Origin of the sequence: Leclercia sp. LTM14, assembly GCF_023736175.1 — a bacterium.
GTDB lineage: Bacteria > Pseudomonadota > Gammaproteobacteria > Enterobacterales > Enterobacteriaceae > Enterobacter > Enterobacter barmai.
Genome location: NZ_JAIKTT010000002.1, coordinates 641,912 through 662,631, shown reverse-complemented (window position 1 = coordinate 662,631; position 20,720 = coordinate 641,912). Strand labels below are relative to the sequence as shown.

Here is a 20,720-nt window from a genome sequence, read left to right as displayed (position 1 = left end):
CTATTACTCCCATTGAGCTTGGGTGTATGCCATTAAACAAAGTGCGCTGTTTTACTCGTCAACAGTTGCAGCGCCTTTTCTTCTCAAAGTCTGCATAGTGAAACTTTTACATGAAGTTGCGATAAAATCCAAAGTGCAACGCTTTGGTGTGATCCCTGTTCCTACTTGTTCGCAGGTTTCACTATGCAATCTTTCCTTACCAAAAAATTAAGAGGCTGGCTAATGGTGTTCTGCACCGTAGCTAGCCTTTTTGCTATCTGGAATTCTGAAAAATGACTTTCCTCTATGAGTTCGGATTAACCGCGCTGATCATCGGCGCGATTCTCTACGATAAACACCGCAGCGGTGACCACAAATGACCGTTGTTTTTGTCCTGGTCGCATTCGCATTTATTGCCTATGTACTGGACGTATAACCCCTTATGAGACTTGAAATAATGACAGCTACAAAAACACAATCATCTACCCCTGCAACCGCAGAGAAGGAACAAGCCCCTGTATTAGCGGCAACTGAAAAAGATGAAGTTCAGGACGAGCAGGGCGCAGAATTAACGCCACATGCAGCACCGCCAGCACCGCTAGTTTTCAAGCCAGTACGCTTTGAACGTGGCACTGTAACCCCTGACTTTATTATTTTTGAAGAGAGTTCCCCGAATGGGCGTACCCGTCAGGCTATCGACATTCACCCTGATCAATTCATCGGTGCTTTCTTGGGTGATGACTTTGATCCGGTTGAACTCAAAACCGCAGCAGACGCAAAAAACATCGTCGGTGTGTGTCTGACCGCACCATCTGTTACTGGTCTCACTGCGAATCTATTTGATGGTCAAGCAGCAATGATCACCCGCAAAGCTGAACTTAAATCAACGGCACTTGCGCTTAATGGTTTCCGTGGTATTCAGTTCGACGGTAGCAAATACACCTGCACTGGCCTTGACGGTGTAACGGGCGTAACAGCAGCGCAGGCGGTATTAGATGCCGTGATCGCTCAACTGGCAAAACTGACAATTGACCTTGTTCCTTGTGGCGCATAACCACATAAACGCACTTCATGTAAGAGACCGAACAAATGAGCAATAACCTATTAACACCAGAGGTGCTACAGATCGCCGCACTACTGGATACACAAGAAAACCAGCTTGCAGCCGAACAGCAGCGGATTGAAGACCGTGCAGCGAAAGAAACGCGCCTGCATTCATTACGCCGCCAACTTAATACGGCTAACAGCAACCTGAACTATTCGCGCAACCTTATTACTGAAAAGCTGTTAAGAGATCCGGGCTATTTCGGTGATGCAATTAAGCAGCAGGTTGAAAACCTCGTTTCCGCGATTCTCTATCGTGAGAATCAGCAGGACTTTACCAAAGCAGCCCAATTACAGAAACAGGTTGATGATCTGATTCAGGAGCTTGACCAATGATGACTATCAGACCTTATTTCGATGAAGATGGTTCATTCAAGTACGACATTGATAATGTCCCATACAACGAACTTAAAGAGACTATTTTCTATCAACCGCAGATCTTTATTGATGCGATGAAAGACGCTTTCCGCGCTGTTGATTATGAGCTTCACGCGCTCGACTATAACGCTACAAAGGCACTTGACCTGGTACGCGATGAAATTATTAAAGACCTTGCAGAGATGTTGAATAATACCACTATCGCAAGCGTTATTATTCCTGAGTCTATTTCCCTACATTGAGAAACTACATAATGATGAGCATTGAACCAGCTAAGACAGCTATTATCACCGATCCCGTTACTGGCAAAACATTTGCCGGACAAGCTGAAACCCTCCACATTGAAACACCCCGCGCTGTTGATGCAGAGGATGTTAACCCAGAGGCACAGGCACGAATTGACGCTTTCAACCAGATCCAGCATGAGATTGCTAATCAGGCCGATGAGCAGAGTCAGCAGGCTTACAACGCGATGACACCTACAGAAAAGAAAATTCATCTTGAACGTGTATACATCCCGAAACTTGAGCGCCTGGCAGCAGCACACCGCAACGCATGTGACGCAGTGGCAAACTTTGAAGATTTCCATGATGCCTTTACCCTGATGGAATGCGCGAAATACGCCAACGACTGCCGTCACCCTGAACTACGAGTTATTACCTGTAACGGCATCCATCACCGTAAACACATCGTTGAGTCTGGTCAGATCTCTGAGGGTGACTATCACCAGATCGCAGAGTTAACCTTTCCACAGCGCATTGTGTGCGCCCCTCGTTCTGTATCCAGCCTGATGCACTATGCCAAAACCAAAGAGGCGCAGGAGTACGCAGAGAACGTTTATAAGGTCGAATTAGACAAGCTGATCCGTATTCGTGACCGTGCAGCCCGTGAAAAGGTAGCGTGTGAACTTGAAGCGCAACAGCGTTATGAGGCTATTACAGAGATCACCAGCTTCTTTACCAAAATCAAACAGGCCGCACGTAAGGCCAGCTAACTATCTATGAGGTCTACCGATGAACAGAACAGGCAAAGGTGGATTTACACCTGGTCATACAAGATCAAAAGGGAAAGGTAGACCACGCAAGCACGAAATTATCCGACAGCTTGAGCAACTGCGTGATGAAGTTTCCCAGATCCCAGATCAGCTATTATCCGCTATCGCCAACTATGAACCCGTGACGCTGGAACAATTCAAAATTCCCCTTTCCCAGATTAACCAGCAGATCCAGATCCTTGCATCTGGCTTTCTGTACCTACGAGATAAGCAGAATAATGATTCAGAATAACCTACGGGCTTTATTACTTCATCCTCTGACACCTGACATGATCAAATACGTTTCCCAACTTCCCCAGCGTTTCCCCGAAATGTTCACAGCAAGTGATAAGCGTATTTTCATGCGAGCGGTCAGAGCCTCTATTAACTTCACTACATAAGGCCGTTATTAATGGCAGGAAAGCAAGTAGTAAGTGAATTTACTATTGAGATGGGCTTTTCAGAAAAGGTTATGAAAGGCTTGGCTAAACTTGAAAAACAAGTGATGCCAGTTGCTAACCGTATGGAGCAACGTCTTAATAAGGTATTCGCAAAAGATTATTCACGTAACATGCGCGGTACTTTCGCAAAGATCGAAAAGATGTCTGCGAGTTCTGCCCGTGTTATTAACCGCAACCTGAACAACGCTTTCAAGTCTGGTCAGATGGGTAATGGCCTGTTTAACCGCTATCAGACCGAAGGTATTGCAGCAGCACGTGCGGTGCGTAAGGCACTGGCAGAGGCTAAACGAGAGGCCAGATTAGGCGCTGGCGATCTTGGCGGTCTGGGTAATGGTGCTGGTCGCCGTCGTACCCCTCGCAACCCGGCAGGCACAATCAGCAACCTGGACATGCGTCAACGCACCTCTGCACAGTACGGTAACATGATTGCACGTGACCCTGCACAGGCGCGTGAGTATGCACGTAGGCTGACAGAACTCCGCAACACTCATCTGATGGGTGATCGTAACGTTGAGACATACCGCCAGAACCTGAGACAGCTTAACTTTGAATTTGCACAACAGGCACGTGTTGCCAGAGCAGCCGGAGCAGCACAACGTGCAGCAGCAGGTTCAGCGGGTGCAGGTCTGGGCGCATTAGCAGAGTCAGTTTCACCGCTGGTTGCTGGTTTCTTTGCCCTACAGAAAGCGATGGATTTCTTTAAACAGTCTCTTGAAGTTGGCGCAGCTAAGACGCAGGCCAACACGATGACCAGCTTTGCTTTTGGTGCGAATGGTGCCAACGCTAAGCAGCAGATCTTAGAGCAGGCGAACAAGTACGGGCAGAATGAGACCGCAGCACTTGAACAAGCCTCTACTCTCCGCGCCACAATTCCACGCACCGTGAACGATGACAAGATCATTAAGTACATGGAGGACGCAGGCGTATTTGCTCACCTGACAGGTGCTAAACAGGATCAGGTTGAACGCATGAACTATGGTCTGTCGCAGGCCGTATCGAGTGATAAACTCATCAAGCAGGATTTCCGTCAGATCGTCAGTAACATGCCGGGTATCGTGCAACCTATGCTTGAGTTTACTAAGACCAAAAACGCAAACGAGCTTTTCGAGTACCTTAAAAACTTGAAAGATGGTGGCAAGGTCTTTGACGTAGTAGCGCAGTCTATGCAGCAGGCGAACATTAAAGCCAACGCTTATAAAATGGCGATGGACAACATTATCAGTGTGCAGGGGCGTTTCACCAACGCTGTGCAACATGATCAGTTCAGTTTCTTCTCTGGTTTTGAACAGGGTTTCTCTGACATGACAGAGGCAGGTTCACAAGCCCTGAACGATGCAACCGGACTGTTTTACAAATTAGGTCAGGCGGCTGGCTGGCTGTTCCAACGTATCACCCCGATTATTCAGATTCTTGACGTTGTGGCAATGAACGTTGACGGCTATCTCGGCCTGATCCGTGACAAATGGCAGGAATTCTTTAACGGTCTACCTCAACCTATCCAGAACGCACTGAACGATGTAGGCAACGCTCTTAACGGTTTCTTATCCGGTGCAATTGCTATCGCTGGTACGCTGGGCGGTCTGTTCGCTGCTGCTAAAGTTGGCGCTATGGTCAAACGTCTGCTAGGTCTGGGCGATGCCATGTCAACAGCATCCGGTGCTGGTGGTGGTTTAGGTGGTATCGTCGGCAAACTAGGTCAGATTGCCATGATCATTGATGCAGGTGTTACCCTTGGCAACTACCTGTTTGATAGTGTTATTCCGAAGTTCCAGAAATGGGCATACGGTGACGAAAACGGGAATGTTGAGTACACCAATGGCGGCAACACTGTAAAAGGTTCTCTTGCAGAAAAGGGATGGAACATGATCAGCGGCTGGTTCGGTGATTCACCACTTGCTAATGGTAACTGGTCTGGTGCAACTTCACCCGGTCTGCCAGGTATGAACGGTGCAGCAGCTTATGCGACACCTCAACCCCTGAGCCTTGTCCAGCCAGAGCCGATGAAAATTCAGCTTGACCCGTTCACTATCAACATTCCTATGCCTGATGGTTCAATGCACACTGCCACGGTCTCACCTGTAGTGAGAGAGATCTTAGGTGACACCATGATGATGACTCAAGGCACAGGCGGCAACTGGCAATCGACATCACAAAATGCAGGCTGGTCACCATCTCTATTAGCGCGAGGTTCCAACTAATGGCTACAGGTCTACCAGGCTATAACGTAACGCCTATGAACTACACGGGGCAGGATGGAATCCTGTTCCACCTCAAAGACGACATGTCTGTATTTCTCAAGTTATCCGCAACAACTGACATCACGTACAACTCTCCGATGGAGGCCACAACCCAACCTGTTCAGACGGGGCAAGTTGTGACCGACAACATTCAAGAAAAGCCGAACACCATTCAGATCAACGGTGTGGTTGTGGTCAGCTATGAGGGTGCATTCTTGACAAAAAGCGCAGTCGGTACGGTTGAGGACTTTGTAACAACTCTGCAACGTTGGCGACAACAGCGCCAGGTATTAAGAGTTCTGGCAAAAGATGGCATCACCCTTGAAAACGCTCTTTGCACCAACTTTGAAGCAAAGAAAGATTCTAAGATCGCCAACGGTCTTAACATCAGTCTGACTTTCCAGGATGCAAATTTTGTTGTTCAGGTAGGGCAGACAGAAGCACCTAATGCGAACGGTTCAGGAAGCGGCAAGAATGTCACTGGCAAGGCAACCACTAAAAACGGTGCTGTTACTTCGATGAAAGACGCTGGCAATACTGGCACGAAAGCCATCAAACCGGGCAACTGTTCTGATGTTCGCGGCCTGTACTCAACAGGTCAGAAGGTGCCAGGTCTCGACCTTGTGCGGGCGTGGGAGTCATGCGAGCGTGGATCTACTTATAACAAAACCACGGGTAAAGTGGTTTATAACGAGTCAGGTTTAAAGGGCTACGTTAAAGATAACCCGTACCAGGCGCAGGCCGGGAACATTACTAAGCAGAGCACACACTGATAAAAATACTAAACTCCGTTCCTTAACTGGTTCGGGGTTTTTCTGTATCCGTCATCGGACGATCTTTTTTATCAGGTTTCCGTGCTTGTTCCTGATGGCTGTTAAACGCTTCTGAGCGCGTTTCTCTTTCTCGGTCAGTACCTCATACGGAATAACCTTTTCTGCTGTCCTGGTGGTTCCCGGCTTGCGATTTGTGAGCACGTGCAAGTCGTCTGCATGATACGAATAAACCTTGATACCTATGACCACTCTTATCACACTTGATGTCTTGCTTCGCTGGTATACGAAATCGCTCACGGATAGACACTCTGTTAAGAAATCTGAACACATACTCTCTTCTAAAGAAAACCCTCCTTGACCTAAGCATGATCTTTGCCGAAGTCTTGGAGGGTTTTTTGTTTCTACAATTCGTCACAAATCTGGTTAAGCCTCGATCACCTCATAGTCACCGTAATGTGTCATTAATAGACCTGTGAGGAAGTCATTTTCATCAGATAGCATCTCGCGCTTACGTCCGGTATTGAATGCTGTAAAAACATTCACATAAGGCTTACCGACGAACTCCAGTGTCGTCTGAGGAACGTTCAGGATTGCAAGTCCATAGCAGTACGGACACTCGATCTGGAGATCAAGAGGTGCTGGCCTGTCGTGAGCAACAATACGTTCATTCATCGTCATAATCCTCAGATCTTGGTGACTTCCATCCTTGCCAATCCGCACCGCTTGAAGAGTCAACACCTGTCCTGCTGCTTGAGCATAGATGAATACTCGTGATGTGCTTTCATCAACATGAAAAAGATCTAAGTTTGCGAATTGAAGTTTCATAGACCAGTCACCTGAGAACACATTTTCACTGTCCACCAATCTTTTGCAACCAGTAACCATGAACCAGGTTCCAGAGGGAGACCACGCTTCTGAATCTGATCCATCATCTCGTCTTCTGTCTCTGAAACTGTCTGTTGGAAGAACAGCGCATAGTCAGTGGCAAGATCACTCGGTGATGGATTGTAGACGCCACCTGGACGCATTCTCGCTGTAATGTCCACATACTTTCTCAGTGACAGATCCATGACCTGAACAGTGTTGTCAGCGATCATCACATTGGCGATGTAACCACATCTAGCGATGTTCTGAACCTGCTGGTATTCACCGAATTGCACACCATCTGCCTGTACTGCACCAGAAAACGAAGCCATCAATGCCACGATAGCCAAAAGTTTACTTTTCATCATCATTACCTTCATTGTCAGGAACGTTGAAACTACAGTGACCAGAGAAACCAACGTTCAAATAGTAGTCATGAGAGTGTGCGCTATAAACGCAAATACGATCTTGGTTAGCGTCAATAAACTGTTCTTTCAAAGTGGCAGCTTTCGCAGGTACGGCAGCACCGACGATTACTCCTGCACATAGCAGGATTCCGGCGACATGGTAGTTCTTCAAAATGTTTCTCTCTTTGTCTGTTGATAACGAATAGAAGGGCGGTGCATACTCTCCGCGACTAATTCCTTGTTATGTATCATAGAGAACCAAAATGAAGCTCTTAAAGACAGTACCCGCCGCGATGATGTTGGCGGGAGGCCTGCTTGCGTCACTGAATGCGGCAGCCGATGATTCCGTTTTTACTGTCATGGACGATCCCTCCACTGCACAGAAACCCTTCGAAGGCACCCTTAACGCAGGTTATCTGGCGCAATCGGGCAATACGAAAAGCTCTTCCCTGACCGCCGACACCACCCTGACATGGTACGGCAACACCACAGCCTGGTCGCTGTGGGGTAACGCCAGCAACACCTCCTCTAACGATGAGCGCTCTTCCGAGAAATATGCGGTGGGCGGACGTAGCCGTTACAACATGACTGACTATGACTATCTGTTTGGTCAGGCGAGCTGGTTAACGGATCGCTACAACGGCTACCGCGAGCGTGATGTGGCAACCGCCGGTTACGGTCGCCAGTTCCTGAATGGTCCGGTACACAGCTTCCGCTTTGAATTTGGTCCGGGTGTTCGCTATGACGAATACACCGACGGTGATACCGAAACCCAGCCGCTGGGTTACGCATCCGGAACCTACGCCTGGCAGATGACCGATAACGCGAAGTTCAGCCAGGGCGTCTCCGTCTTTGGCGCTGACGATACCACCGTCAACTCCGAGACCGCCCTCAACGTGGCGATCAACGCGCATTTCGGGCTGAAAGTTGCATATAACGTGACCTGGAACTCCGAGCCGCCAGCGTCTGCACCGGAACACACCGATCGCAGAACCGTCGTCTCTCTGGGCTACAAAATGTAATTACCGCGGGCCAATAATATATTGGCCCGTTTTTAATTTTTGTGCTGATAAATAATAAACACTGTTTTAAAATATAGCGGTAGCCGATATCTCCATATTCTCTCCATAATCCCTCCTTTTGTTAACCATTCAGTTTATTTGACACGAATTGATAAATATTTTGACTATGCAAAAGTGTGATCCAGATCTAAACTGTAAATACAGGCTAGATATTGCCTAAGTTGGTCTGTATTAATTCAGTAAGAGAAAAACATTATGAATAAAATCACAACTGCATCTGCAGCATTAGTCCTTTCTGCATTGTCATTCGGTGTCTTTGCCGCTGACTCTGTATATAACTCTGCCAGTGACACCTCTACACAAATTGGCATTACCAAAGCCTCTGATGTAGAAGCCGGTTCGAACATCGCCCCGGGCTCACAATCGACCGGGCAATCCATGGATGACGCGTTCGACGTGCATAAACTGGTTGCCGGTGAATGGTCCTGATTGATTTGTCAGATGTGATAAATGCATTTTCGGCCGTTTATTGCCGCTAAAAAAAACCGGATCCTGAGGTACCGGTTTTTTTATTTCTGTAATTTGTGTAAAGATAAATAAAACGTAAGTTTATATTTGTGCTGATTGTGCAAACCAGTCGATAAATATCCTGATCTGCAGGGGCAGGGAAGATGAGATTAACCCCAAAGCATCGCCGCCCAACGTAATAACAGCATAGCGACACATATGGCGATTAAGACAATCACCATCTTCCAGTGTTTTTTTGAAAAGCGTTTCGTCGGCATCACGTCATCCTTGTTCTTTGGTGAAAGCAGTTTACCAAAGAGCAATGATAATTGCGCATCGCCGGAATGCTACAGCTTCAGGTGCTTGCAACAACGCGCTTCAGAACCAGTGAAACTTATCTGCCAGAATCACGAGTAGTGCGGTGGCAGAAAGAATGTTAAGGATAACGACTGTTCTGCTTGATACGTTCATAATTCGCCCCAATAAAGTGTTGAAGGACCTGTTCAAGAATAGCTCAGCAACCCGGTATTGCGAGAAACTGTCTGAAATTCCACATCAAAGTCATGCAAAAGTACTAACGCATGCATTCTGCCTGTGGAGGGTGTTTTCACCCTTTTGTTAGTGTTACCATCTACAGGCTGATCGTAAATTGTCATTTATCTGATTTCGATCCTGTGGATGGTTGCGAGCCAATTTGACGATTGTTGGTCAGATGGTTTTGCAATTCACTGTAAATTAAAGATTATTTTCTTTGCATATGCTCTTATGTGTGGGGCATCACTGCAAATAAGGACATAAAATGCCTGTTATTACTCTTCCTGATGGCAGCCAACGCCATTTTGACCGTGCCGTCAGCCCAATGGATGTTGCGCTGGATATCGGCCCGGGTCTGGCGAAAGCCACTATCGCTGGCCGCGTAAACGGTGAGCTGGTTGATGCTTCCGATTTAATTGAAAACGATGCGAAGCTGTCGATCATCACCGCGAAAGACGAAGAAGGTCTGGAGATCATTCGTCACTCCTGCGCACACCTGCTCGGTCATGCGATCAAACAGCTGTGGCCTAACACCAAAATGGCTATCGGCCCGGTTATCGACAACGGTTTCTACTACGACGTTGACCTTGACCACACGCTGACCCAGGAAGATATCGAAGCCCTCGAAAAGCGTATGCACGAGCTGGCTGAGAGCAACTATGACGTCATCAAGAAGAAAGTGAGCTGGCACGAAGCGCGTGAAACCTTCGTGAAGCGTGGCGAAAGCTACAAGGTCACTATTCTTGATGAAAACATTGCTCATGATGACAAGCCTGGCTTGTATCACCATGAAGAATACGTCGACATGTGCCGTGGACCGCACGTGCCGAATATGCGCTTCTGCCATCACTTCAAGCTGATGAAAACCGCAGGCGCTTACTGGCGTGGCGACAGCAACAACAAGATGCTGCAGCGTATTTACGGTACTGCTTGGGCCGACAAAAAAGCCCTGAGCGCGTACCTGCAGCGTCTGGAAGAAGCGGCGAAGCGTGACCACCGTAAAATCGGTAAACAGCTCGACCTGTATCACATGCAGGAAGAAGCGCCGGGCATGGTGTTCTGGCATAACGACGGCTGGACAATCTTCCGTGAACTGGAAACCTTCGTGCGTTCCAAGCTGAAAGCGTACCAGTATCAGGAAGTGAAAGGCCCGTTCATGATGGACCGTGTGCTGTGGGAAAAAACCGGCCACTGGGACAACTACAAAGATGCGATGTTCACCACCTCTTCCGAGAACCGTGAATACTGCATCAAGCCGATGAACTGCCCGGGTCACGTTCAGATCTTCAACCAGGGTCTGAAATCCTACCGCGACCTGCCGCTGCGTATGGCGGAGTTCGGTAGCTGCCACCGTAACGAGCCGTCAGGCGCGCTGCATGGTCTGATGCGTGTTCGTGGCTTTACGCAGGATGACGCGCACATCTTCTGTACTGAAGATCAGGTGCGTGATGAAGTTAACGCCTGTATTCGTATGGTCTACGATATGTACAGCACCTTTGGCTTCGAGAAGATCGTGGTCAAACTCTCAACTCGTCCTGAAAAACGTATCGGCAGCGACGAGACCTGGGATCGTGCTGAGGCGGACCTGGCCGTCGCCCTGGAAGAGAACGGTATCCCGTTTGAATACCAGTTGGGCGAAGGTGCATTCTACGGTCCGAAAATTGAATTTACCCTGTATGACTGCCTCGATCGTGCATGGCAGTGCGGAACGGTACAGCTGGACTTCTCCCTGCCGCAGCGTTTAAGCGCCTCTTACGTTGGCGAAGACAACGAGCGTCAGGTTCCGGTAATGATTCACCGTGCGATTCTCGGTTCACTGGAGCGCTTCATCGGCATCCTGACCGAAGAGTTCGCTGGATTCTTCCCAACCTGGCTTGCGCCGGTGCAGGTAGTGGTGATGAACATTACCGATTCTCAGTCTGAATACGTTAAAGAATTGACGCAGAAACTACAAAATGCGGGCATTCGCGTAAAAGCGGACTTGAGAAATGAGAAGATTGGCTTTAAAATCCGCGAGCACACTTTACGTCGTGTCCCGTATATGCTGGTCTGTGGTGATAAAGAGGTGGAAGCAGGCAAAGTTGCCGTTCGCACCCGCCGTGGTAAAGACCTGGGCAGCCTGGACGTAAATGAAGTGATTGAGAAGCTGCAACAAGAGATTCGCAGCCGCAGTCTTCAACAACTGGAGGAATAAGGTATTAAAGGCGGAAAACGAGTTCAAACGGCACGTCCGAATCGTATCAATGGCGAGATTCGCGCCCAGGAAGTTCGCTTAACAGGTCTGGAAGGCGAGCAGCTGGGGATTGTGAGTCTGAGAGAAGCAATCGAAAAGGCTGAAGAAGCTGGAGTAGATTTAGTTGAAATCAGCCCTAACGCCGAACCGCCAGTTTGTCGTATCATGGACTACGGCAAGTTCCTTTATGAAAAGAGTAAGTCTTCTAAGGAACAGAAGAAGAAGCAAAAAGTTATCCAGGTTAAGGAAATTAAATTCCGTCCTGGTACCGACGATGGCGATTATCAGGTAAAACTCCGCAGCCTGATTCGCTTTCTGGAAGATGGCGATAAGGCCAAGATCACACTGCGTTTCCGCGGTCGTGAGATGGCCCACCAACAGATCGGTATGGAAGTGCTTAACCGCGTCCGTGACGATCTGAGTGAACTGGCAGTAGTCGAATCCTTCCCTACGAAGATCGAAGGCCGCCAGATGATTATGGTGCTCGCTCCTAAGAAGAAACAGTAAGGCCTTCAAGTAGCAATTCCTGTGGAGCCTACAGGCTTCGCAGGTTTTGTTCGCCTACGTTTCGTTTATTTAACAATGCGAAGTGGAAGTTATTAAGATGCCTAAAATTAAGACCGTACGCGGTGCTGCTAAGCGCTTCAAAAAAACCGGTGGTGGTGGATTTAAGCGTAAGCACGCAAACCTGCGTCATATTCTGACCAAAAAATCTACTAAACGTAAACGTCACCTGCGTCCAAAAGGCCTCGTGTCTAAAGGCGATCTGGGTCTGGTTATCGCGTGCCTGCCGTACGCATAAGCCGTTAACGTTTAATTTTTTTTACTAAGAATATAGATACAGGAGAGCTCACATGGCTCGCGTAAAACGTGGTGTAATTGCTCGTGCACGTCACAAAAAAATTCTGAAACAAGCTAAAGGCTACTACGGTGCGCGTTCTCGCGTATACCGCGTTGCCTTCCAGGCTGTTATCAAAGCTGGTCAGTACGCTTACCGTGACCGTCGTCAACGTAAACGTCAGTTCCGTCAGCTGTGGATTGCACGTATCAATGCGGCAGCACGTCAGAACGGTATTTCTTACAGCAAATTCATCAACGGCCTGAAAAAAGCCTCTGTTGAAATCGACCGTAAGATCCTGGCTGACATCGCAGTATTCGACAAAGTAGCGTTCACCGCTCTGGTCGAAAAAGCGAAAGCAGCACTGGCATAAGCCAGTTGGAAGAGGGAGCTTTGCTCCCTCTTTTCGTTTCAACAGCATCAAAACATTGACAATTTTCTGGCGACCCTTTTCAATAAGGCGACAGGTTCCGTATCACACAAGGTAACGCAAGCATGAATGCTGCTATTTTCCGCTTCTTCTTTTACTTTAGCACCTGACATCAGGAGGCTAGCGCGTGAAAGACGAAACGGAAAACAGCGCCAGAAAGCCTCCTGATGGAGGCTTTTTTCGTATCTGCCGCTTGTAAATATCGCTACATAACGAGGAAAACCATGTCACATCTCGCAGAGCTGGTTGCCAGTGCAACGGCCGCCATTAACCAGGCCTCAGATGTTGCCGCGTTAGACAACGTCCGCGTCGAATATCTGGGCAAGAAAGGGCACCTGACCCTTCAAATGACTACCCTGCGTGAATTGCCGCCAGAAGAGCGCCCGGCTGCAGGTGCGGTAATTAACGAAGCCAAAGAGCAGGTTCAGCAGGTGCTGAACGAGCGTAAAAACGCGCTGGAAAGCGCCGCGCTGAATGCGCGTCTGGCTGCAGAAACCATCGACGTCTCCCTGCCGGGTCGTCGCATTGAAAACGGTGGCCTGCACCCGGTTACGCGCACTATCGACCGCATTGAAAGTTTCTTCGGTGAGCTCGGCTTTACCGTGGCGACCGGCCCGGAAATCGAAGACGATTACCATAACTTCGATGCCCTGAATATCCCAGGCCACCACCCGGCGCGTGCTGACCACGACACTTTCTGGTTCGATGCTACCCGTCTGCTGCGTACCCAGACCTCTGGCGTGCAGATCCGCACCATGAAAGAGAAGCAGCCGCCAATCCGCATTATTGCCCCGGGCCGCGTCTATCGTAACGACTACGATCAGACCCACACCCCAATGTTCCATCAGATGGAAGGGCTGATCGTTGATAAAAACATCAGCTTTACCAACCTGAAAGGTACCCTGCACGACTTCCTGAGCAACTTCTTTGAAGAAGATCTGCAGATTCGTTTCCGTCCGTCCTACTTCCCGTTCACAGAACCTTCTGCCGAAGTTGACGTGATGGGTAAAAACGGCAAGTGGCTGGAAGTGTTGGGCTGCGGCATGGTGCACCCGAACGTCCTGCGTAACGTTGGCATTGATCCGGAAGTCTACTCCGGCTTTGCATTCGGTATGGGCATGGAGCGTCTGACCATGCTGCGTTACGGCGTAACCGACTTACGCGCTTTCTTCGAAAACGATCTGCGTTTCCTCAAACAGTTTAAATAAGGGCAGGACAGAACAATGAAATTCAGTGAACTGTGGTTACGCGAATGGGTGAACACCGCGCTCGACAGCGAGGCGCTCTCTAACCAGATCACCATGGCAGGCCTGGAAGTGGACGGCGTTGAGCCGGTTGCGGGCGCGTTTAATGGCGTTGTTATCGGCGAAGTCGTGGAGTGCGGCCAGCACCCGAACGCCGACAAACTGCGTGTGACGAAAGTGAACGTGGGCGGCGAACGCCTGCTGGATATCGTCTGCGGCGCGGCAAACTGCCGTCAGGGCCTGAAAGTGGCCGTGGCGACCGTGGGCGCGGTGCTGCCAGGCGATTTCAAAATCAAAGCGGCGAAACTGCGCGGCGAGCCGTCTGAAGGCATGCTGTGCTCTTTCTCTGAGCTGGGTATTTCCGACGACCACTCTGGCATCATTGAGCTGCCAGCGGATGCGCCAATTGGTACCGATCTGCGTGAATACCTGAATCTCGATGACAACACCATCGAAATCAGCGTGACCCCGAACCGTGCCGACTGCTTAGGCATCATCGGCGTGGCCCGCGACGTGGCGGTCCTGAATCAGACCGAACTGAACGCGCCAGAGATTGCCCCGGTTGCCGCCACCATCAACGACACGCTGCCGATTCAGGTTGACGCGCCAGACGCCTGTCCGCGCTACCTCGGCCGTGTGGTCAAAGGCATCAACGTTAAGGCGCCCACTCCGCTGTGGATGAAAGAGAAGCTGCGCCGCTGCGGCATCCGCTCTATCGATGCGGTGGTTGACGTGACTAACTACGTCCTGCTGGAGCTGGGTCAGCCGATGCACGCGTTCGATAAAGATCGTATCGAAGGCGGCATTGTGGTGCGTATGGCGAAAGAGGGCGAAACCCTGGTTCTGCTCGACGGTAGCGAAGCCAAACTTGGTGCCGATACCCTGGTTATTGCCGATCAAGGCCAGGCGCTGGCCATGGGCGGTATCTTCGGTGGCGACCACTCTGGCGTGAATGATGAAACCCAGAACGTGCTGCTGGAGTGCGCCTTCTTCAGCCCGCTGTCCATTACCGGTCGCGCGCGCCGTCACGGCCTGCATACCGATGCCTCTCACCGCTATGAGCGCGGCGTGGATCCAGCCCTGCAGTACAAAGCGATGGAGCGCGCTACCCGCCTGCTGATCGACATCTGCGGCGGCGAAGCCGGTCCGGTTATCGATGTGACCAGCGAGGCGCATCTGCCGAAGCCTGCGACCATCACCCTGCGCCGCAGCAAACTGGACCGCTTGATTGGTCATCACATTGCCGATGCGCAGGTGAGCGACATTCTGCGCCGTCTGGGCTGCGACGTGACCGAAGGTCAGGATGAGTGGACCGCTGTCGCGCCGAGCTGGCGTTTCGACATTTCGATCGAAGAAGATCTGGTGGAAGAAGTGGCCCGCGTATACGGCTACAACAACATTCCTGATGAGCCGGTACAGGCAGGCCTGGTGATGGGTTCCCATCGCGAAGCCGACCTCTCCCTGAAGCGTGTGAAAACCATGCTGAACGACAAAGGCTACCAGGAAGTGATCACCTACAGCTTCGTTGACCCGAAGGTGCAGCAGCTGATCCATCCAGGCCAGGAAGCGCTGATCCTGCCAAGCCCTATCTCCAGCGAAATGTCCGCCATGCGGCTGTCGCTGCTGACCGGCCTGCTGGGCACCATCGTCTACAACCAGAACCGTCAGCAGAGCCGCGTGCGCATCTTCGAAACCGGTCTGCGCTTTGTTCCGGATACCCAGGCAAACCTCGGCATCCGTCAGGATCTGATGCTGGCGGGTGCAATCTGCGGCAACCGCTATGAAGAGCACTGGGATCTGAGCAAAAACAGCGTTGATTTCTACGATCTGAAAGGCGATCTGGAATCAGTCCTCGATCTGACCGGTAAATTGTCTGAAATTGAGTTCCGCGCAGAAGCCATTCCGGCCCTGCATCCGGGCCAGAGCGCCGCGATTTATCTGAAAGGTGAACGCGTTGGTTTCATTGGTGTTGTGCATCCGGAACTGGAGCGCAAGCTCGATCTCAATGGCCGCACGCTGGCGTTTGAACTGGAGTGGAACAAGGTCGCAGACCGCGTCATTCCTCAGGCTCAGGAGGTTTCTCGCTTCCCGGCAAACCGTCGTGACATCGCTGTCGTGGTGGCCGAAAATGTGCCTGCCGCAGATATTTTGGCCGAATGTAAGAAAGTTGGCGTAAATCAGGTAGTTGGCGTAAACTTATTTGACGTGTACCGCGGCAAGGGCGTAGCAGAGGGCTTTAAGAGCCTGGCTATCAGCCTGATCCTTCAGGATACCAGCCGTACACTCGAAGAAGAGGAGATTGCCGCTACCGTCGCCAAATGTGTAGAGGCATTAAAAGAGCGATTCCAGGCATCATTGAGGGATTGAACCTATGGCGCTTACAAAAGCTGAAATGTCCGAATATCTGTTTGATAAGCTTGGGCTTAGCAAACGGGATGCCAAAGAGCTGGTTGAGCTGTTTTTCGAAGAGATCCGTCGCGCTCTGGAAAATGGTGAGCAGGTAAAACTCTCCGGCTTTGGTAACTTTGATTTGCGCGACAAAAACCAACGTCCGGGTCGTAACCCGAAGACGGGTGAGGATATTCCCATTACAGCTCGCCGCGTGGTGACCTTCAGACCCGGACAGAAGTTAAAGAGCCGTGTCGAAAACGCTTCACCCAAAGCAGAGTGAGATGATCTAACCAAAAAGGCCGCATTCGCGGCCTTTTTTCTTTGCGCTGCTCTGAACCCACCGTAAAATCAATCACATCATTCACCCGTAAAATGATTCCAATGCCTGAATTTGCCCGTCTGCAGTACCGTTCCGATCTGCGTAAAGTGCTCTTCCTGCTGCTGGCGCTGGTTATCGCGCTGGGGCTGAGCCTGTGCGCGGGCGATCAATGGATCGGACCGCCGTCGTGGTTTAGTCCGCAGGGGGAGCTGTTTATCTGGCAGATCCGTCTGCCGCGTACTCTGGCCGTGGTGCTGGTGGGGGCGGCGCTGGCGCTGAGCGGCACCATCATGCAGGCGCTGTTTGATAACCCACTCGCCGAGCCGGGCTTATTAGGCGTATCAAACGGGGCCGGCGTCGGGCTGATTGCCGCCGTCATGCTGGGCGGAGGCGTCCTGTCCGGCTGGGAACTGAGCCTCTGCGCCATTGCCGGGGCGCTGATCGTTACCCTTATTCTGTTGCGCTTTGCCCGCCGTCATCTCTCGGTCAGTCGCCTGCTGCTCGCCGGGGTGGCGCTGGGAATTATCTGCAGCGCCCTGATGACCTGGGCGGTCTACTTTTCCACCTCCTTTGATCTGCGCCAGCTGATGTACTGGATGATGGGCGGCTTCGGCGGCGTGGACTGGGGGCAGGGCTGGCTGATGCTGCTGCTGGTACCGGTTATTGTCTGGGCCTGTTTTCAGGCCGCACCCCTGAACGTCCTGGTGCTGGGTGAGATTTCGGCCCGCCAGCTCGGACTGCCGCTCACCTTCTGGCGCAACATCCTGGTGGTCGCTATCGGCTGGATGGTGGGCGTAAGCGTGGCGCTGGCCGGTGCCATCGGCTTTGTCGGCCTCGTTATCCCCCATATGCTGCGTTTATGCGGCATAACCGATCACCGGCTGCTGCTGCCTGCTGCGGCCGTGACGGGCGGCGCGACGCTGCTTATCGCCGACATCATCGCGCGCCTGGCGTTAACGGCGGCAGAGTTGCCGATCGGCGTTGTCACCGCTACGCTGGGTGCACCGGTATTTATCTGGCTATTATTAAAAGCTGGCCGCTAAGGCTGCCAGTCTGAACCACAACCTGAGGGAATGCTATGCCGAACGATATTCTGAACACCGAAGTGACGACCATCGATGGAGAAAAGACCACCCTGGAAGGCTATAAGGGCAAGGTTCTGCTGGTGGTAAACGTGGCATCGAAATGCGGTCTGACGCCGCAGTATGAGCAGCTCGAAAACATTCACAAAGCATGGGAAAAGGACGGTTTTACCGTGCTCGGTTTCCCGTGCAACCAGTTTCTCGGCCAGGAGCCAGGTAGCGAAGAGGAGATCAAAACCTTCTGCAGCACCACCTATGGCATCACCTTCCCGATGTTCAGCAAAGTCGAGGTCAACGGCGAAGCGCGTCATCCGCTGTATCAAAAGCTGATTGCCGCAGCCCCGGTGGCTGTTGCGCCTGAAAGCAGCGGTTTTTATGAGCGTCTGGCGAGCAAAGGCCGTGCGCCGCTCTATCCTGATGACATTTTATGGAATTTTGAAAAATTCCTGATCGGTCGCGATGGCGAAGTGGTTCAGCGTTTTGCGCCGGATATGACGCCTGAAGATCCGATCCTGATGGAAGCGATCAAGCTGGCGCTCGCGAAGTAATGTCGATCCTGATGCAGCTCAATGGGGTGTCGGAAGCCGGACGTCTGCAGCCGCTTTCCGCACAGGTTAATGCGGGGGAGATCCTGCACCTGGTCGGCCCGAACGGGGCAGGTAAGAGCACATTGCTTGCCCGTATGGCCGGGCTGAGTAGCGGGCAGGGCGAAATCCTGTTGCAGGGGGAATCGCTATCCCGTTGGTCCTCCGCGTCGCTGGCGAGTCGCAGGGCGTATCTGGCGCAGCAGCAAACTGCGCCGTTCGCCATGCCGGTCTGGCACTATCTGACGCTGCATCAGCACAATAGTCAGCAAAAAGCGCTGTTAAGTGACGTCGCAGCCATGTTGGGTATTGAGGATAAACTGTCCCGGCACGTCAGCCAGCTCTCCGGCGGAGAGTGGCAACGCGTGCGGCTGGCGGCGGTGATCCTGCAAATTCATCCCCAGGGCAATCCGCACGGTCAGTTGCTGTTGCTGGACGAGCCGATGAGCAGTCTCGATGTTGCCCAGCAGGTGGCGCTGGACAGAGCTTTAAGCGCTCTGTCGCAGCAGGGTATTGCGGTGGTGATGAGCAGTCATGACCTCAACCATACCCTGCGTCATGCGCATCGCGTCTGGCTGCTGAAGCGGGGCCAGTTGATTGCCAGCGGGGCGCGTGACAGCGTTCTGACGCCGCCCAATCTGGCTAAAGCTTATGATATGTCTTTCCGCCGTCTGGACATCGAAGGTCACAGAATGATCATTTCGACGTCTCAGGAATAACCGCTTGTTGCACAGCGACATATTCACAGGCTAAATTACGGAAAATCCAAAAAATCAGAGGATTCGTCGGGAATGCGATTCTGTTTTCTATTGGTAGCCGCGCTATTTCTTGCAGGATGCAGCAGCCATCGCGCACCGCCGCCGAACGCGCGGCTGTCTGATTCTATCGCGGTGATTGCGGGTCTCAACGATCAACTGCACAACTGGGGCGGTACGCCTTACCGCTACGGTGGCATGACGCGCGGCGGTATTGATTGTTCGGGGTTTGTCTTGCTGACGTTTCGCGACCAGTTTGCGTTGCAGTTGCCGCGAGAAACGCGACAGCAGGCGACAATAGGCACCGAGATTGACAAAGACGATCTGTTGCCTGGCGATCTGGTGTTCTTTAAAACCGGCTCTGGCGAAAGCGGCCTGCACGTCGGCATATACGATACAGATAATCAATTTATTCATGCCTCGACCAGTCGCGGCGTGATGCGCTCCTCTCTCAATAATGTTTACTGGCGCAAAAACTTCTGGCAAGCCCGACGCATTTAATCTCGTCGCGCCGGCCTGGCGCGACGCCGATCCTTTGTTTAAATGAGATTCGTTTCAGGACATTAATTCTGGATCTCCAGCAGGCGGAATTAATTTGAATCAATTCTGGCAGTTAGGGAAAACTGGCTATTAAGCTTTATCCAGGATAAGATTATTTTCAGGACTAAGGAAAATCCGAAAATTAAATGGAACGAATGAGATTATTCTTTATAAAATCCAAATGGTTGAATTACTTCAGCATATGTTTCAGGATGTCTTGTATCGTCTTTAAATCAGGACGGACGCCATGATTGTGATGCTGGATATTGCTTATCAAACAGAATTTTTATTAGTCCCTGCGCGCCATGATTCAGGGGCGCTTAAAGGTCTTGAAATAAACGTCAATTTTGTTGGTGTTAACAGCCCTGTGCGCATTCCTACTGAACTGGTGCGCCCGTTGTTAACGCCTGCGCAAGAGTTGATGCTTTTTCAGGAGCAACTTGCGCTGCTCGAAACCTGCAAACTCTTTTTTATTCAGCAACAGCTCCTGGCGTGGATAAATATCTCCCCAGTGATTGTTGAATATCTGCTAACAGAAGAAGAAGGTGTTTCAATATGTGAACGTCATCCGTGGCTGGAGTTCACCATTTATGAAAACTATCCGGATCTCAATAAAGGCAATTTGAATACCTCGCTAATGAATTTCGCACTGCGTTTTCCGCTGGTGTTAGGCAATTTTGGTGCCGGGGATGCCTCAACCAAAGCCATTTTTGACGGCATGTTTAAACGCGTGGCGCTGGATAAAAACTTCATTCAGCAACAGCTCACTCAAAATACCTTCGATCCTTTCTTACGGGCGATCTTTATCCAGATATCGCCGTACTGTCAGTCACTGATGGTAGCGGGCGTGGATGATGACGTTGCGCTGCGGCGGCTGTCGGTGTACGGCTTTAGCGCCATGCAGGGCAGCCTGTGGCCTGCCGTTCCCCTTGAGCGTATAACCTCCCTGGTGCAGGTATAACCCTTGTCTTCCCCGGTGTTTAACCGCTGACAAACCCACTACAC

The 20,720-nt window shown here is 51.0% G+C and carries 27 protein-coding genes and 1 other annotated feature; of the genes, 22 read left to right on the top strand and 5 right to left on the bottom strand.

From position 1 onward, the window contains the following. Window positions 1-436: 436 nt before the first annotated feature. From K5I40_RS07660 to K5I40_RS07630, 7 genes are all read left to right on the top strand, one after another. Window positions 437-1,033 (top strand): hypothetical protein, encoded by a 597-nt coding sequence (locus tag K5I40_RS07660; RefSeq protein ID WP_223074227.1) that lies wholly within the window; start codon window positions 437-439, stop codon window positions 1,031-1,033. 35 nt (window positions 1,034-1,068) lie between these two features. After that, window positions 1,069-1,419, top strand: coding sequence for a hypothetical protein (locus K5I40_RS07655; RefSeq protein ID WP_223074226.1), 351 nt, complete (start codon window positions 1,069-1,071; stop codon window positions 1,417-1,419). Continuing rightward, on the top strand, window positions 1,416-1,703 hold the full coding sequence (locus K5I40_RS07650) for a hypothetical protein (RefSeq protein ID WP_223074225.1): 288 nt from the start codon (window positions 1,416-1,418) through the stop codon (window positions 1,701-1,703). The genes K5I40_RS07655 and K5I40_RS07650 overlap by 4 nt, the downstream gene beginning before the upstream one ends. Window positions 1,704-1,714: 11 nt before the next feature. Beyond that, window positions 1,715-2,455: a hypothetical protein gene (locus K5I40_RS07645; RefSeq protein ID WP_223074224.1), complete on the top strand. Its 741-nt coding sequence runs from the start codon at window positions 1,715-1,717 to the stop codon at window positions 2,453-2,455. Between the two features lie 19 nt (window positions 2,456-2,474). Continuing rightward, window positions 2,475-2,747, top strand: a complete 273-nt coding sequence (locus K5I40_RS07640; protein ID WP_223074223.1) for a hypothetical protein — start codon at window positions 2,475-2,477, stop codon at window positions 2,745-2,747. 159 nt (window positions 2,748-2,906) lie between these two features. Then, complete coding sequence (locus K5I40_RS07635; RefSeq protein WP_223074222.1) at window positions 2,907-5,153, top strand: hypothetical protein; 2,247 nt, start codon at window positions 2,907-2,909, stop codon at window positions 5,151-5,153. Beyond that, window positions 5,153-5,965 (top strand): phage baseplate protein, encoded by an 813-nt coding sequence (locus K5I40_RS07630; RefSeq protein WP_223074221.1) that lies wholly within the window; start codon window positions 5,153-5,155, stop codon window positions 5,963-5,965. The genes K5I40_RS07635 and K5I40_RS07630 overlap by 1 nt, the downstream gene beginning before the upstream one ends. A gap of 423 nt (window positions 5,966-6,388) precedes the next feature. On the opposite strand, the gene K5I40_RS07625 is transcribed toward K5I40_RS07630, so the two are convergent. The 3 genes from K5I40_RS07625 to K5I40_RS07615 are packed head-to-tail and all read right to left on the bottom strand — an operon-like array spanning window position 6,389 to window position 7,408. Next, the gene (locus tag K5I40_RS07625; RefSeq protein ID WP_223074220.1) at window positions 6,389-6,790 is read right to left on the bottom strand and encodes a hypothetical protein; all 402 of its coding nucleotides are present in this window, start codon (window positions 6,788-6,790) and stop codon (window positions 6,389-6,391) included. Then, complete coding sequence (locus tag K5I40_RS07620; RefSeq protein ID WP_223074219.1) at window positions 6,787-7,194, bottom strand: hypothetical protein; 408 nt, start codon at window positions 7,192-7,194, stop codon at window positions 6,787-6,789. The genes K5I40_RS07625 and K5I40_RS07620 overlap by 4 nt, the downstream gene beginning before the upstream one ends. After that, window positions 7,184-7,408 carry a hypothetical protein gene (locus tag K5I40_RS07615; protein ID WP_251929579.1) on the bottom strand — a complete coding sequence of 75 codons (225 nt, stop codon included), beginning with the start codon at window positions 7,406-7,408 and terminating at the stop codon, window positions 7,184-7,186. Before K5I40_RS07615 ends, K5I40_RS07620 begins: the two co-directional genes overlap by 11 nt. A 91-nt stretch (window positions 7,409-7,499) precedes the next feature. On the opposite strand from K5I40_RS07615, the gene K5I40_RS07610 reads away from it, so the two are divergent. After that, window positions 7,500-8,258 carry a YdiY family protein gene (locus tag K5I40_RS07610; RefSeq protein WP_039029072.1) on the top strand — a complete coding sequence of 253 codons (759 nt, stop codon included), beginning with the start codon at window positions 7,500-7,502 and terminating at the stop codon, window positions 8,256-8,258. Between the two features lie 255 nt (window positions 8,259-8,513). Continuing rightward, window positions 8,514-8,747, top strand: coding sequence for a hypothetical protein (locus K5I40_RS07605; RefSeq protein ID WP_072036628.1), 234 nt, complete (start codon window positions 8,514-8,516; stop codon window positions 8,745-8,747). A 188-nt stretch (window positions 8,748-8,935) separates the two neighbouring features. Here the strand turns inward: K5I40_RS07605 and yniD are convergent, their stop codons facing one another. After that, complete coding sequence (gene yniD, locus K5I40_RS07600) at window positions 8,936-9,043, bottom strand: small membrane protein YniD (protein WP_223074218.1); 108 nt, start codon at window positions 9,041-9,043, stop codon at window positions 8,936-8,938. A 100-nt stretch (window positions 9,044-9,143) separates the two neighbouring features. Then, window positions 9,144-9,236, bottom strand: a complete 93-nt coding sequence (gene yncL, locus K5I40_RS07595; protein ID WP_072036629.1) for a stress response membrane protein YncL — start codon at window positions 9,234-9,236, stop codon at window positions 9,144-9,146. 328 nt (window positions 9,237-9,564) lie between these two features. On the opposite strand from yncL, the gene thrS reads away from it, so the two are divergent. From thrS to K5I40_RS07530, 13 genes are all read left to right on the top strand, one after another. After that, a complete protein-coding gene (gene thrS / locus K5I40_RS07590; protein ID WP_039029073.1) occupies window positions 9,565-11,493 on the top strand; it encodes a threonine--tRNA ligase in 1,929 nt (642 codons plus the stop codon). 3 nt (window positions 11,494-11,496) lie between these two features. Further along, complete coding sequence (infC, locus tag K5I40_RS07585; protein ID WP_023616141.1) at window positions 11,497-12,039, top strand: translation initiation factor IF-3; 543 nt, start codon at window positions 11,497-11,499, stop codon at window positions 12,037-12,039. 97 nt (window positions 12,040-12,136) lie between these two features. Further along, on the top strand, window positions 12,137-12,334 hold the full coding sequence (rpmI, locus tag K5I40_RS07580) for a 50S ribosomal protein L35 (RefSeq protein WP_003030583.1): 198 nt from the start codon (window positions 12,137-12,139) through the stop codon (window positions 12,332-12,334). Window positions 12,335-12,386: 52 nt separating this feature from the next. Continuing rightward, window positions 12,387-12,743 carry a 50S ribosomal protein L20 gene (gene rplT / locus K5I40_RS07575; RefSeq protein WP_000124850.1) on the top strand — a complete coding sequence of 119 codons (357 nt, stop codon included), beginning with the start codon at window positions 12,387-12,389 and terminating at the stop codon, window positions 12,741-12,743. A 117-nt stretch (window positions 12,744-12,860) separates the two neighbouring features. Continuing rightward, window positions 12,861-12,984 (top strand) — a sequence feature (Phe leader region). Beyond that, complete coding sequence (pheM, locus tag K5I40_RS07570) at window positions 12,866-12,910, top strand: pheST operon leader peptide PheM (protein ID WP_001386830.1); 45 nt, start codon at window positions 12,866-12,868, stop codon at window positions 12,908-12,910. Its footprint overlaps the feature before it by 45 nt. A 40-nt stretch (window positions 12,985-13,024) precedes the next feature. After that, the gene (gene pheS / locus K5I40_RS07565) at window positions 13,025-14,008 is read left to right on the top strand and encodes a phenylalanine--tRNA ligase subunit alpha (protein WP_039029074.1); all 984 of its coding nucleotides are present in this window, start codon (window positions 13,025-13,027) and stop codon (window positions 14,006-14,008) included. 15 nt (window positions 14,009-14,023) lie between these two features. Continuing rightward, entirely contained in the window at window positions 14,024-16,411 is a 2,388-nt protein-coding gene (gene pheT, locus K5I40_RS07560) for a phenylalanine--tRNA ligase subunit beta (RefSeq protein ID WP_138368782.1), read from the top strand. A 4-nt stretch (window positions 16,412-16,415) separates the two neighbouring features. Continuing rightward, window positions 16,416-16,715, top strand: a complete 300-nt coding sequence (gene ihfA, locus K5I40_RS07555) for an integration host factor subunit alpha (protein WP_006820203.1) — start codon at window positions 16,416-16,418, stop codon at window positions 16,713-16,715. A 101-nt stretch (window positions 16,716-16,816) separates the two neighbouring features. Further along, entirely contained in the window at window positions 16,817-17,797 is a 981-nt protein-coding gene (gene btuC / locus K5I40_RS07550; protein ID WP_223074217.1) for a vitamin B12 ABC transporter permease BtuC, read from the top strand. Between the two features lie 35 nt (window positions 17,798-17,832). Further along, entirely contained in the window at window positions 17,833-18,384 is a 552-nt protein-coding gene (locus K5I40_RS07545) for a glutathione peroxidase (RefSeq protein ID WP_138368784.1), read from the top strand. Continuing rightward, window positions 18,384-19,139, top strand: coding sequence for a vitamin B12 ABC transporter ATP-binding protein BtuD (gene btuD, locus K5I40_RS07540; protein ID WP_223074216.1), 756 nt, complete (start codon window positions 18,384-18,386; stop codon window positions 19,137-19,139). Before K5I40_RS07545 ends, btuD begins: the two co-directional genes overlap by 1 nt. 72 nt (window positions 19,140-19,211) lie before the next feature. After that, entirely contained in the window at window positions 19,212-19,676 is a 465-nt protein-coding gene (locus K5I40_RS07535) for an NlpC/P60 family protein (RefSeq protein WP_138368786.1), read from the top strand. A gap of 286 nt (window positions 19,677-19,962) precedes the next feature. Then, on the top strand, window positions 19,963-20,676 hold the full coding sequence (locus tag K5I40_RS07530) for an EAL domain-containing protein (RefSeq protein ID WP_039029080.1): 714 nt from the start codon (window positions 19,963-19,965) through the stop codon (window positions 20,674-20,676). Window positions 20,677-20,720: the final 44 nt, after the last annotated feature.

Bases quoted from the DNA above. Each gene is read 5' to 3' on its own strand.
- rpmI (WP_003030583.1), top strand. From the start codon at position 12,137: ATGCCTAAAATTAAGACCGTACGCGGTGCTGCTAAGCGCTTCAAAAAA.
- K5I40_RS07645 (WP_223074224.1), top strand. From the start codon at position 1,715: ATGATGAGCATTGAACCAGCTAAGACAGCTATTATCACCGATCCCGTT.
- K5I40_RS07635 (WP_223074222.1), top strand. From the start codon at position 2,907: ATGGCAGGAAAGCAAGTAGTAAGTGAATTTACTATTGAGATGGGCTTT.
- K5I40_RS07545 (WP_138368784.1), top strand. From the start codon at position 17,833: ATGCCGAACGATATTCTGAACACCGAAGTGACGACCATCGATGGAGAA.
- yncL (WP_072036629.1), bottom strand. From the start codon at position 9,236: ATGAACGTATCAAGCAGAACAGTCGTTATCCTTAACATTCTTTCTGCC.
- K5I40_RS07640 (WP_223074223.1), top strand. From the start codon at position 2,475: ATGAACAGAACAGGCAAAGGTGGATTTACACCTGGTCATACAAGATCA.
- K5I40_RS07630 (WP_223074221.1), top strand. From the start codon at position 5,153: ATGGCTACAGGTCTACCAGGCTATAACGTAACGCCTATGAACTACACG.
- K5I40_RS07660 (WP_223074227.1), top strand. From the start codon at position 437: ATGACAGCTACAAAAACACAATCATCTACCCCTGCAACCGCAGAGAAG.
- pheS (WP_039029074.1), top strand. From the start codon at position 13,025: ATGTCACATCTCGCAGAGCTGGTTGCCAGTGCAACGGCCGCCATTAAC.
- K5I40_RS07605 (WP_072036628.1), top strand. From the start codon at position 8,514: ATGAATAAAATCACAACTGCATCTGCAGCATTAGTCCTTTCTGCATTG.
- yniD (WP_223074218.1), bottom strand. From the start codon at position 9,043: ATGCCGACGAAACGCTTTTCAAAAAAACACTGGAAGATGGTGATTGTC.
- thrS (WP_039029073.1), top strand. From the start codon at position 9,565: ATGCCTGTTATTACTCTTCCTGATGGCAGCCAACGCCATTTTGACCGT.
- rplT (WP_000124850.1), top strand. From the start codon at position 12,387: ATGGCTCGCGTAAAACGTGGTGTAATTGCTCGTGCACGTCACAAAAAA.
- K5I40_RS07620 (WP_223074219.1), bottom strand. From the start codon at position 7,194: ATGAAAAGTAAACTTTTGGCTATCGTGGCATTGATGGCTTCGTTTTCT.
- K5I40_RS07655 (WP_223074226.1), top strand. From the start codon at position 1,069: ATGAGCAATAACCTATTAACACCAGAGGTGCTACAGATCGCCGCACTA.
- K5I40_RS07610 (WP_039029072.1), top strand. From the start codon at position 7,500: ATGAAGCTCTTAAAGACAGTACCCGCCGCGATGATGTTGGCGGGAGGC.
- btuC (WP_223074217.1), top strand. From the start codon at position 16,817: ATGCCTGAATTTGCCCGTCTGCAGTACCGTTCCGATCTGCGTAAAGTG.
- btuD (WP_223074216.1), top strand. From the start codon at position 18,384: ATGTCGATCCTGATGCAGCTCAATGGGGTGTCGGAAGCCGGACGTCTG.
- pheT (WP_138368782.1), top strand. From the start codon at position 14,024: ATGAAATTCAGTGAACTGTGGTTACGCGAATGGGTGAACACCGCGCTC.
- K5I40_RS07625 (WP_223074220.1), bottom strand. From the start codon at position 6,790: ATGAAACTTCAATTCGCAAACTTAGATCTTTTTCATGTTGATGAAAGC.
- ihfA (WP_006820203.1), top strand. From the start codon at position 16,416: ATGGCGCTTACAAAAGCTGAAATGTCCGAATATCTGTTTGATAAGCTT.
- K5I40_RS07650 (WP_223074225.1), top strand. From the start codon at position 1,416: ATGATGACTATCAGACCTTATTTCGATGAAGATGGTTCATTCAAGTAC.
- K5I40_RS07530 (WP_039029080.1), top strand. From the start codon at position 19,963: ATGATTGTGATGCTGGATATTGCTTATCAAACAGAATTTTTATTAGTC.
- K5I40_RS07535 (WP_138368786.1), top strand. From the start codon at position 19,212: ATGCGATTCTGTTTTCTATTGGTAGCCGCGCTATTTCTTGCAGGATGC.